This window comes from Providencia rettgeri (genome assembly GCF_001874625.1).
Classification (GTDB): domain Bacteria; phylum Pseudomonadota; class Gammaproteobacteria; order Enterobacterales; family Enterobacteriaceae; genus Providencia; species Providencia huashanensis.
Genome location: NZ_CP017671.1, coordinates 1,254,748 through 1,267,178, shown reverse-complemented (window position 1 = coordinate 1,267,178; position 12,431 = coordinate 1,254,748). Strand labels below are relative to the sequence as shown.

9 protein-coding genes are annotated in these 12,431 nt (G+C 43.0%); all 9 read right to left on the bottom strand.

What is annotated here, in order from left to right:
* Window positions 1-7: 7 nt before the first annotated feature.
* The 9 genes from cydA to sdhC all read right to left on the bottom strand — a co-directional run bounded on the left by cydA (window position 8) and on the right by sdhC (window position 12,373).
* Window positions 8-1,576, bottom strand: a complete 1,569-nt coding sequence (cydA, locus tag RB151_RS05640) for a cytochrome ubiquinol oxidase subunit I (protein WP_042848286.1) — start codon at window positions 1,574-1,576, stop codon at window positions 8-10.
* A gap of 840 nt (window positions 1,577-2,416) precedes the next feature.
* Window positions 2,417-3,289, bottom strand: coding sequence for a succinate--CoA ligase subunit alpha (gene sucD / locus RB151_RS05635; RefSeq protein ID WP_042848287.1), 873 nt, complete (start codon window positions 3,287-3,289; stop codon window positions 2,417-2,419).
* Entirely contained in the window at window positions 3,289-4,455 is a 1,167-nt protein-coding gene (sucC, locus tag RB151_RS05630) for an ADP-forming succinate--CoA ligase subunit beta (protein WP_071547835.1), read from the bottom strand. The genes sucD and sucC overlap by 1 nt, the downstream gene beginning before the upstream one ends.
* Before the next feature lie 131 nt (window positions 4,456-4,586).
* Complete coding sequence (odhB, locus tag RB151_RS05625) at window positions 4,587-5,798, bottom strand: 2-oxoglutarate dehydrogenase complex dihydrolipoyllysine-residue succinyltransferase (RefSeq protein ID WP_042848291.1); 1,212 nt, start codon at window positions 5,796-5,798, stop codon at window positions 4,587-4,589.
* Window positions 5,799-5,812: 14 nt separating this feature from the next.
* A complete protein-coding gene (sucA, locus tag RB151_RS05620) occupies window positions 5,813-8,626 on the bottom strand; it encodes a 2-oxoglutarate dehydrogenase E1 component (RefSeq protein WP_042848293.1) in 2,814 nt (937 codons plus the stop codon).
* A 500-nt stretch (window positions 8,627-9,126) separates the two neighbouring features.
* A complete protein-coding gene (locus RB151_RS05615; RefSeq protein ID WP_042848294.1) occupies window positions 9,127-9,843 on the bottom strand; it encodes a succinate dehydrogenase iron-sulfur subunit in 717 nt (238 codons plus the stop codon).
* A 35-nt stretch (window positions 9,844-9,878) separates the two neighbouring features.
* A complete protein-coding gene (gene sdhA / locus RB151_RS05610; RefSeq protein ID WP_042848296.1) occupies window positions 9,879-11,645 on the bottom strand; it encodes a succinate dehydrogenase flavoprotein subunit in 1,767 nt (588 codons plus the stop codon).
* A complete protein-coding gene (sdhD, locus tag RB151_RS05605; RefSeq protein ID WP_042848297.1) occupies window positions 11,646-11,990 on the bottom strand; it encodes a succinate dehydrogenase membrane anchor subunit in 345 nt (114 codons plus the stop codon).
* Window positions 11,984-12,373 carry a succinate dehydrogenase cytochrome b556 subunit gene (gene sdhC, locus RB151_RS05600; protein ID WP_004909059.1) on the bottom strand — a complete coding sequence of 130 codons (390 nt, stop codon included), beginning with the start codon at window positions 12,371-12,373 and terminating at the stop codon, window positions 11,984-11,986. The genes sdhD and sdhC overlap by 7 nt, the downstream gene beginning before the upstream one ends.
* Window positions 12,374-12,431 lie beyond the last annotated feature (58 nt).

The following is a 12,431-nucleotide window of genomic DNA, read 5'->3' as shown; positions in this document are numbered from 1 at the left end:
CTCCTATTTACTGAACGTCGTGTGCAGAAGTGTTTTTCTGTTCAAAGTGGTAGCGACCAGTTTTCAGGCTACTAGGCCCTTTACGAGCGAATTTGAACATTAAGAACATTTCAGCAATTAAGAACAGTGTGTACAGACCACAGATCAATACCATAGAGAAGATCAGGTCATGGGTCGTTAAATTAGAATGAGCAACCGACACCGGTAATACTTCACCAATTGCCCAAGGCTGACGACCATACTCTGCAACGAACCAACCTGATTCAATTGCAATCCATGGTAGTGGAATACCAAACAGTGCAATACGTAACAGCAGTTTGCTTTGACCAATTTTGTTACGGACTACTGACAGGAATGCCCAGCCAATAATTAATAACAACAGGAAGCCAACACCAACCATGATACGGAATGCCCAGAACAGAGGACCTACGTTAGGAATACTGTCTTTTACTGCTTTTTGAATTTGCGCTTCTGTCGCATCAACAACATTTGGTGCGTATTGTTTTAACAGAAGACCATAACCGAGATCTTTTTTGCTAGCTTCAAATGCAGCACGCAATTCAGGATCTTTATTTCCAGCTAACAGTTCTTGTAATTGACCATATGCAACCATACCGTTACGGATACGAACTTCGTGTTGTTTCATTAGATCTTTCAGACCTAATACTGGCGTATCAACAGAACGAGTTGCAATGATACCCATCGCCCAAGGAATTGAGATAGCAAACTTGTTTTCTTGCTTCTCAGTATCTGGCCAAGCGATTAAGTTAAATGCAGCTGGAGGCGCATGGGTTTCCCACTCAGCTTCAACCGCAGCGAGTTTAGTTTTCTGAACGTCACCCATTTCGTAACCTGATTCATCACCAAGAACGATAACAGATAGAACCGCAGCAATACCAAAACTAGCAGCAATTGCAAAAGAACGCTTAGCAAAAGCAACATCACGACCTTTAAGTAGGTAGTAAGAGCTGATACCTAAGATAAACATTGCACCAGTACAATAACCTGCAGCCACTGTGTGGACAAACTTAACTTGCGCAACTGGGTTTAAGACTAGCTCAGAGAAGCTAACCATTTCCATACGCATTGTTTCAAAGTTGAAGTCAGCTGCGATCGGGTTTTGCATCCAACCATTCGCCACTAAAATCCACAAAGCAGAGAAGTTAGAACCTAAAGCAACTAACCATGTTACAGCAAGGTGTTGAGTTTTGCTTAAACGATCCCAACCAAAGAAGAATAAACCAACAAAAGTAGATTCTAAGAAGAACGCCATCAAACCTTCGATTGCCAGAGGCGCACCGAAGATATCTCCAACGTAATGAGCATAGTAAGACCAGTTAGTCCCGAATTGGAATTCCATGGTCAGACCCGTTGCAACACCTAGGGCGAAGTTAATACCAAATAACTTACCCCAGAACTTAGTCATATCTTTATAAATTTGCTTGCCAGACAGCACATATACCGTTTCCATGATCGCAAGCAAAAACGCCATACCGAGCGTTAATGGCACGAACAGGAAGTGATACATTGCAGTTAAGGCAAACTGTAATCGTGACAGTTCGACAATATCAAACATCTTGACTCCTTGCTCCTAGCAGGAAGACACCGACTTGCGGCAACCCAGCTTCCAGATTAAATTTCGAAGAAAGCCTCTTAACTACCAGCAAAAAATGCCTCAAAACAACAAATAATTAACAAAACCAAAAGAAAGAACAATACTATAATAATAGTACGCCTATCTTCACATACAATAAACTTCTTTTACGTGACTCAGATTTGAATTCTGAATTTACATCAATAATTATACCCTTTAATAGAAAATAGAGTATTTGATCGTGCACCAATTTAAGCAATTTCGACAAATAAAGCTAGAGGTAATAAATTGATTTACGTCAATTTTTTTCCTATTGTTAATTGATTTGCATACCAGTCAATTAATAGTTATTCACTTGTTAATACACTGTTATTGGTATTGATATAAATGTTCTTATTTTTTCTAAAGATTAACAAAAAAATATAACCTTTTTATTAAGAAGTCTAAAAAAGAATATTTAATTTCTAATAGTATCTTATTTCAAAGCTATTATGAATTTTATTAATATACGAACTTATCTCAACTAAAATCATATATTCGGTTAATTAACTTTCCCCAATAATTATAAAATTGACCTGACACAACTTTCTCGTTTTTTGCTTAAAATGGGCTTTGTAGCCCACCAAAGCTATGGAGCATTTTCACAGATAGCCGTACCTGTACTCGTATATTTTAATATTTTTAAGTATAGACACTCTTTGCCAGAAATCCTTATCCTCTCTCCAGAAATTACACTAACGGCTTTTAAAGCCATAAAAAAACCCGTACTCAAATAAGCACGGGCTTTCGTCTCTTACGGCTGCTAGTTACCTAGCGGATCATTTACTTATTCAGTAATGATTTCACGGCATCGCCGATGTCTGCAAGGCTACGAACGGTTTTCACGCCCGCAGCTTCTAATGCAGCAAATTTCTCATCCGCAGTACCTTTACCGCCAGCAATGATTGCGCCAGCATGGCCCATACGTTTACCTTTCGGTGCCGTTACACCAGCGATATAACCAACTACTGGTTTAGTTACATGCTCTTTAATATAAGCCGCAGCTTCTTCTTCCGCGTTACCACCAATTTCACCGATCATGACAATCGCTTCAGTTTGTGGGTCAGCTTGGAACATTTTCAGGATATCAATAAAGTTTGAACCTGGGATTGGGTCACCACCGATACCAACACAAGTTGATTGGCCTAAACCTGCATCAGTAGTTTGTTTTACCGCTTCATAAGTCAGCGTACCTGAACGTGAAACGATACCGACTTTACCTGGCATATGAATGTGACCAGGTTGGATACCAATCTTACATTCACCTGGAGTGATAACGCCTGGGCAGTTAGGGCCGATCATGCGAACGCCAGCTTCATCCAGCTTCACTTTCACAGTCAGCATGTCCAGAGTTGGAATACCTTCAGTGATGGTGATAATCAGTTTAATGCCTGCATCGATAGCTTCTAAGATAGAGTCTTTACAAAATGGCGCTGGCACATAGATAACAGACGCAGTTGCACCTGTCGCTTCAACCGCTTCGCGAACTGTATTGAACACCGGCAGACCTAAGTGTGTTGTACCACCTTTGCCTGGTGTAACACCACCGACCATTTTTGTACCATAAGCAATCGCTTGTTCTGAATGGAATGTACCTTGACCACCAGTAAAACCTTGGCAAATCACTTTGGTGTTTTTATCGATTAAAATAGACATTATTTAGCCTCCGCTGCTGCTACTGCTTTTTTAGCTGCGTCAGTCAAGCTGTTAGCAGCGATAATGTTCAAGCCGCTGTCTGCCAGTTTCTTAGCACCTAATTCAGCATTGTTACCTTCTAAACGCACAACTACTGGTACATTTACGCCAACTTCTTCAACTGCACCAATGATGCCGTCTGCAATCAGGTCGCAACGAACGATACCACCAAAGATGTTAACAAAAACGGCTTTCACGTTTTCATCAGAAAGAATGATTTTAAATGCTTCAGTTACACGCTCTTTAGTTGCGCCGCCACCAACATCTAAGAAGTTTGCAGGTGCGCCACCGTGAAGTTTAACAATGTCCATAGTTCCCATTGCTAAGCCTGCACCGTTAACCATACAACCAATGTTACCATCTAATGCAACATAGTTGAGTTCCCACTGCGCTGCTTGAGCTTCGCGCGCATCTTCTTGAGATTCATCACGTAGTTCACGGATTTCTGGCTGACGATATAGCGCATTACTGTCGATGCCTAATTTGCCATCTAAGCAAACTAAATCACCCGAAGTACTGATAACCAGAGGGTTAATTTCTGCTAAAGCTAAGTCACGCTCAAGGAATAAAGTTGCTAGACCCATAAAAATTTTAGCAAATTGACTAACTTGTTTACCTGTTAAGCCTAATTTAAATGCCAATTCACGGCCTTGGAAAGGCATTGGGCCAGTCAGTGGGTCGATAATTGCTTTATGAATTAATTCAGGCGTTTCTTCAGCAACTTTTTCAATTTCCACACCACCTTCAGTCGATGCCATGAAAACAACACGACGAGTGCTACGGTCAACAACCGCACCTAAATACAACTCTTTATCAATGTCAGTCGCTGTTTCAACAAGAATCTGGTTTACTGGTTGGCCGTTAGCGTCTGTTTGATAAGTCACTAAGTTTTTACCTAACCAGTTTTCTGCAAATGCTTTAACTTCGTTAATATCGCTAGTGACTTTAACGCCACCTGCTTTACCACGTCCGCCTGCATGTACTTGGCATTTAATTACCCATGGGCCATTGCCAATTTTTTTAGCAGCGTCTACGGTTTCAGCGACTGATGAACAGGCATAACCTGTTGGTGCAGGCATCCCATAACGTGCAAACAACTGTTTTGCCTGGTACTCGTGTAAATTCATGATGTTCTATCCATAATTGAGTCTGAAGAGGCGTTTATTCGCCTCCTGCAATTGTTACTGATTTAGCAACCCGCAAGCGGGTTGCATCGGTTACTTCAGACCGGGCAGGTTGTTCCTACCCTGTTATGTTGCTATACGTCCAGCAGTAAACGAGTTGGATCTTCCAGCATATCTTTGATAGCGACTAAGAAGCCCACTGACTCACTACCATCGATTAAACGGTGGTCATAAGACAGCGCTAAATACATCATAGGAAGAATCTCTACCTTACCATTTACAGCCATAGGGCGGTCTTTAATGGCATGCATGCCTAAAATTGCGCTCTGTGGTGGGTTAATGATAGGTGTAGACATCAGAGAACCAAATACGCCACCGTTAGTGATAGTGAAGTTACCACCACTTAAGTCTTCAACAGTTAATTTACCATCGCGACCTTTAACAGCCAGTTCTTTAATTTTTTTCTCGATATCTGCCATGCTCATTGCATCAACATCACGTAGAACTGGAGTTACCAGACCACGAGGCGTAGAGACGGCAATGCTGATATCAAAATAGTTGTGGTAAACCACATCGCTGCCATCAATAGAAGCGTTAACTTCTGGATAGCGTTTCAGTGCTTCTACCGCAGCTTTAACATAGAAGGACATAAAGCCTAAACGTACACCGTGGCGTTTTTCGAATGCTTCGCCATATTGTTTCCGTAAGTCTTTAATTGGTTGCATGTTAACTTCATTAAATGTTGTCAACATTGCAGTGGTGTTTTTCGCTTCTAACAGGCGCTCTGCGATACGTTTACGTAAACGTGTCATTGGTACACGTTTCTCGCTACGGTGTGCTAACGGCGCTTGTGGTGCAGCAGGTGCTGTTGCTGCTGGAGCTGCTGATTTATTTGCTGCTAAATGTTTTTCAACATCTTCACGAGTCAAACGACCACCAACACCCGTCCCTTTAATGTCAGCTGGGTTCAGGCTATGTTCTGCAATCAAGCGACGAATAGCTGGGCTCAGAGCGTCATTACTTTCAGTCTCTAGGCTTGCAGTTTGGCGTTGTGCTGGCGTTGCTTCCTGTGCATCTTTAACTTCAGCAGGAATACCTGAGCTATCACCTAAACGAATACGACCTAACAGTTGTTTAGATAATACCGTCGCGCCTTCTTCTTCAACGATAGCTTCTAACACACCTGCTTCACTTGCAGGCACTTCTAACACCACTTTATCTGTTTCGATCTCAACCAGGACTTCGTCACGCTGAACACTATCACCTGGTTTTTTATGCCATGTGGCAACCGTGGCATCTGCAACGGACTCAGGAAGATCGGGAACAAGAATTTCTACGCTACTCATTTTCTATCCTTTAATTATTCAATGTTCAAAGCGTCATTAACCAGGGCTTTTTGTTGTTCCTGGTGAACGGACGTATAGCCAACTGCTGGTGATGAAGAAGCAGCTCGACCTGCATAACGTAAAGTAGCCCCTGCTGGGATAGCTTCACGGAAATTATGTTGACTGCAATACCAAGCACCTTGGTTTAATGGCTCTTCTTGACACCATACAAAGTCTTTAACATCAGTAAATTGCGCCAACGCTTTTTGGATATCATCGTGTGGGAACGGATACAACTGCTCAATACGCACGATAGCAACGTCAGTTTGTTCATTCTTACGACGTTGTTCTAACAGATCGTAATAGACTTTCCCTGAACACAGAACGACGCGTTTCACATTTTTCGGATTGATTTCATCGATTTCACCGATAACTGGTTCGAATTTGCCATTCGCCAGTTCATCCATACTAGATACTGCTAATGGGTGACGGAGCAGAGACTTCGGTGACATCACAATCAGAGGACGACGCATGCCACGTAAGGCCTGACGACGTAACATGTGGTAAACCTGAGCTGGTGTTGATGGAACACATACTTGCATGTTTTGATCAGCACACAGTTGGAGATAACGCTCTAAACGTGCAGATGAGTGTTCTGGCCCCTGACCTTCATATCCATGTGGCAGTAACATTACAAGGCCACACATACGACCCCATTTTTGCTCACCAGAGCTAATGAATTGGTCGATAACAACCTGAGCACAGTTTGCGAAGTCACCAAATTGCGCTTCCCAAATCGTCAGAGCACGTGGTTCAGTCGTCGCATAACCATATTCAAATGCCAATACTGCGTTTTCTGTTAGGACAGAGTCCCAAACGTTGAATACGCCTTGACCGTTATGAATATTTTGTAATGGAACATAGACAGAACCGTTAGTTTGGTTATGAATAACCGCATGGCGGTGGAAGAATGTACCACGACCCGCATCTTCACCTGACAAACGAACAGGAACACCTTCATCAACCAATGTTGCATAAGCTAAAGTTTCAGCCGCACCCCAGTCGAGTAATTTTTCGCCTTTCGCCATTTCAGCGCGATCTGCATAAATTTTCTCAACACGAGACTGAGCAACAACACCTTCAGGAATAGTGCTAACTTTAGTTGCCAATTCAGTTAAACGTTTGATATCAACGGTCGATTTATATGATTCATCCCATTCATGGTTCAAATACGGAGCCCATGTATAAGAATTGAGTCCCATTTCACGGTACTCTTCAACCACACAATTACCTGCATCTAAGGCATCACGGTACAGATTGACCATTTCAGTCACATCATTAGCACTCAACACGTTCTCTGCAATTAAACGGTCCGCATAAATTTTACGTGGTGTTGGATGCTGTTTGATTTTTTGATACATCACAGGCTGAGTTGCACTTGGCTCATCCGCTTCGTTATGACCATGACGGCGATAACACACTAAATCGATCATCACATCACGTTTAAATGTATTACGGAAATCTAGCGCTAAGCGAGTCACAAATGAAACGGCTTCAGGATCATCAGCATTCACGTGGAAAATAGGCGCCTGCACCATTTTCACGATATCAGTACAGTATTCAGTTGAACGGGTATCTTTCGGATTTGAAGTAGTAAAACCAATTTGGTTGTTAATAACGATACGTACAGTACCGCCAACTTCATAACCACGAGCCTGAGACATGTTCAGTGTTTCTTGAACAACACCCTGACCGGTAACTGCGGAGTCACCATGAATAGTGATTGGTAACACCATGTTGCTGCGACCTTCGTCCAAGCGATCACGACGAGCACGCACTGAACCAATTACCACAGGGCTAACAATTTCAAGGTGAGATGGGTTAAATGCTAACGCTAAGTGAACACGAGAACCGGCGGTTTCAAAGTCAGACGAGAAACCTTGGTGATATTTAACGTCACCCGCACTTGAATGGTCTTTATGTTTACCCGCGAATTCATCGAATAATTCACCAGGTTTTTTACCTAGGATATTCACAAGAACGTTTAAACGACCACGGTGAGCCATCCCCAAAACAACTTCACGAGTATCCTGTTTGCCTGCGTGGTGAATTAAATCTTTCAGCATTGGGATCAGGGCATCACCGCCTTCCAATGAGAAACGTTTAGCCCCTGGGAATTTAGCCCCGATATAGCGCTCAAGGCCTTCAGCGGCGGTGAGTTCCGCTAAGAAACGTAATTTTTCTTCTTTAGAGAAAACTTTTGCAACATCAACTGACTCAAGACGTTGTTGAATCCAACGTTTTTCTTCAGTATTTGTGATATGCATATATTCAGCACCAATCGAACCGCAATAAATGCGTTTCAAGTGCTCATATAGCTCACTGAGTTTCATGGTTTCTTTGCCAATAGCAAATGAACCCACGTTAAAGGTTTCGTCGAAATCTTCTTTCGTCAGATTATGGAATGCTGGGTCTAAATCTGGAACAGATTCGCGTTTCCAAAGCCCTAACGGGTCAAGATTCGCATTCTGGTGCCCGCGGAAGCGGAATGCATTTATTAACTGCAAAACTTTGACTTGTTTTGCATCGATAGCTGGATCGCTAACAGAAGTGTGATAACGCGTAGAGTCTTTTGCTAAGCGGCGGAAGTAATCGCGCGCTTGGGAGTGGAATTGTTCACCACTAGTACCTAAAGTAGCACCAGGAAGTTGCTCAAAAATGGCTTTCCACTCGGCATCTACAGAGTTAGGGTCAGTCAGATAATCTTCATAAAGCTGTTCTATATATGTCTGGTTCGCGCCTGCCAGAAAGCTTGAATCCAGCCAGTCCTTCATTACGCCGTTCTGCATTGTGATCCCTTAAGCTTTAAAAGCTTTAGTTTTCGCCGTGGTTAACTAATTACCGCATTTAAGCGGCCTCGATAAAGGTTCTCTTGGACGTGCTTTATGCATGTTCTCTCTTTGGGAGGCCCTTTATCAGTAAGGGTTTCCCTTTTAAGGAACCTTTAAAAACTGGCTACGGTTTTTAAAGGCCCCTATGCTTGGGCTGTCGTCTTCATCTTTTTTTGCAGTTGGCTATTTTTTCTACTTTTTACTGTTACTTTCTTTGCTTTCACTTTTTTGCGCTTTTGTTATGACAACGTTTTATTAAGTGCTACATTTTATATATGACAATGTTACTTTCTGATGCTCGTTGTGGGTATTTCGTTTTCGCGCTTTTGTGACCTTAAGCGCTATTTAAATTAAAAACCCTACTTTACTTTACGCCCTATTTTTAAGTTATGTATTTATTTTGTGCTATTCCCATTTTAACCCGTAGCACTTAAGCACTACGGGTTAAATATTCACTATCAGGCAGTATGTTTTAGCAACATAGATTTAATATGACCGATAGCTTTTGTTGGATTTAGCCCTTTAGGGCATACATTGACACAATTCATGATGCTATGACAGCGGAAAACACTAAAAGCGTCGTTCAGATCATCTAATCTTGAATCCGTTTCAGTATCGCGGCTATCGATCAGGAAGCGGTATGCTGCCAGCAAGCCCGCAGGCCCAATAAACTTATCTGGATTCCACCAGAAAGATGGGCAAGAAGTCGAACAACAAGCACATAAGATACACTCGTATAAACCATCAAGTTTTTCACGTTGTGCAGGAGTTTGTAAATTCTCACGAGCAGGTGGGTTCTTATTATCATTAATAAGATATGGGCGGATTTTTTCGTATTGGGTATAAAACTGAGTCATGTCGATAATCAGGTCGCGCACAACAGGCAAACCTGGTAACGGACGGATAACAATTTTTTTCCCACCACGGATTAAAGCGGACAATGGTGTGATACACGCCAGCCCGTTTTTACCGTTCATATTGACACCATCAGAACCACAGACACCTTCACGACAAGAACGACGGAATGACAGTGTTGGGTCCTGTTCTTTAATTTGGATCAACGCATCCAACAGCATCATGTCACGCCCTTCTGGCACTTCGAGGGTGTAATCTTGCATGCGTGGGGCGTTGTCCACATCTGGATTATAACGATAAATCGAAAATTGTAGTTTCATAGTTTATTTCTCCGCAACTGGATTAACACCACGCATTAGTAGGTACGAATTTTCGGTGGGAAGGCTTCACGCAATTTTGGCTGCATGTTGACTTCACGACGCGTCATCGTTTCAGATTGCGGTAAATATAATGAGTGACATAACCAATTCGCATCATCACGCTCTGGATAGTCAAAGCGGCTATGCGCCCCACGACTTTCTGTACGGAAGTTCGCTGCTTGTGCTGTCGCATAAGCGGTTTCCATCAGGTTATCCAGTTCTAAACACTCAATACGCTGAGTGTTGAACTCTGTTGAGGTATCATCAAGACGTGCATTTTGCAGGCGTTCACGGATCACTTTTAGCTCTTCCAGACCTTTCGCCATCGCATCACCTTCACGGAATACCGAGAAGTTATGCTGCATACAGGTTTGCAGTGCCTTGCGGATCTCAGTTGGATCTTCGCCAGTACGAGCCCCTTCCCAACGGTTAAAGCGTGTCATCGCCGCATCAATATCGGATTCAGAAGCATCACGCATTGAACCTTGTTCCATGATGGACTCTTTTAGGTGTAGACCCGCAGAACGACCAAATACGACTAAGTCGAGCAATGAGTTACCGCCTAAACGGTTAGCGCCGTGTACAGATACACACGCAATTTCACCCACAGCAAACAGACCTGGAATAACTTCGTCTTCGCCTTTTTCGTTATAGCGAATCGCTTGGCCAGTCACTTTTGTTGGAATACCACCCATCATATAGTGACAAGTTGGAATAACTGGGATTGGCTCTTTGATTGGGTCAACGTGAGCAAAGGTACGGGATAATTCAAGGATACCCGGTAAACGAGACTCGAGAACTTCTTTCCCTAAATGATCCAATTTCAGTTTGGCATGTGGACCCCAAGGACCATCACAGCCACGGCCTTCACGGATTTCAATCATGATTGAACGTGCAACAACATCACGACCTGCCAAATCTTTCGCATTTGGCGCATAACGTTCCATGAAGCGCTCACCGTCTTTATTCAGCAAATAGCCACCTTCACCACGGCAACCTTCTGTCACAAGAACCCCTGCGCCAGCGATACCCGTCGGGTGGAATTGCCACATTTCCATATCTTGTAAAGGAACACCAGCACGAGCTGCCATCCCAACACCATCACCGGTATTGATATGCGCATTGGTGGTCGATTGATAAATACGCCCTGCACCACCCGTAGCTAAAATGGTCGCTTTAGCTTTGAAGTAAACTAATTCGCCAGTTTCCATACAAATTGCAGTACAGCCCACCACATCGCCGTCTTGATTTTTAACTAAATCAAGGGCATACCACTCTGAAAAGATGGTTGTGTGATTTTTTAAGTTTTGCTGATACAAAGTATGTAACAGTGCATGACCAGTCCGGTCAGCCGCAGCCGCAGTACGTGCCGCTTGCTCGCCACCGAAATTCTTAGACTGACCACCAAATGGACGCTGATAAATACTGCCATCGTCTAAGCGAGAAAAAGGTAACCCCATATGCTCTAATTCTAGGATAGCCTCGGGCCCTGTTTTACACATGTATTCGATTGCATCTTGGTCACCGATATAGTCGGAACCTTTCACGGTATCATACATATGCCATTCCCAGTTATCAGGGTGAGTGTTACCTAAAGCAACAGTGATACCACCTTGCGCTGATACTGTATGAGAACGGGTTGGAAATACTTTTGACAGCAGAGCACAAGACAGGCCCAACTGTGAAATTTGAAGTGCTGCACGCATACCTGCGCCACCAGCACCAATAACGATAGCGTCAAACTCTCTGATTGGCAGATTCATTTATGCACCCCACACAACAATTGTTCCGTAAATTAAATAAGCCAACAGACCAACAACGATAGCCAGTTGCAGCACTAAACGAATTGCTAGCGGCTTGACATAGTCAGTTAGCACTTGCCACATGCCAATCCACGCATGCACAAGAATCGAGAACAATGTGAGGATAGTAAATACTTTCGTCACAGAAGAAGCGAAGAAACCACGCCATACTTCATAAGTAATATCATTGATAGCAACAAAACCAACAATGTAAATTACGTATAATACGATAATAATCGCAGAAGCACGGATTAACAGCCAGTCCTGGATACCAGTACGGCCTAAAGCAGAAGCATTACTTACCATACTAAGATCCCCGCCAGAATTGCCAGAATTACGGTGATAACAAATGTAATTTTTGCAGATGAGTTACCAGCAGCAAGGGTTTCATCAACACAGCCAAAATCCATCAGCATATGACGAATACCACCACAAATGTGGTAAGCCAATGCCGTTAGAATGCCCCAAAGAATGAACTTAGCAAAAAAGCCAGTCATTATTTCAGACGCGTATTGAAAACCTTCTGGAGAGGAGAGAGATGTCCCTAGCAACCAAAGCAGAATACCAACTGCGATGAGAGTAATGACGCCAGAGACACGGTGCAAGATCGAAGATATTGCAGTGATCGGGAAATGAATCGTCTGCAAATCAAGGTTGACAGGTCTTTGTTTTTTCACAATTTTGCCCACACAGCTCTTTATTATTTTCCATCCTCCGGACCTGGGGTGGAAATCAGACAGCGACAGG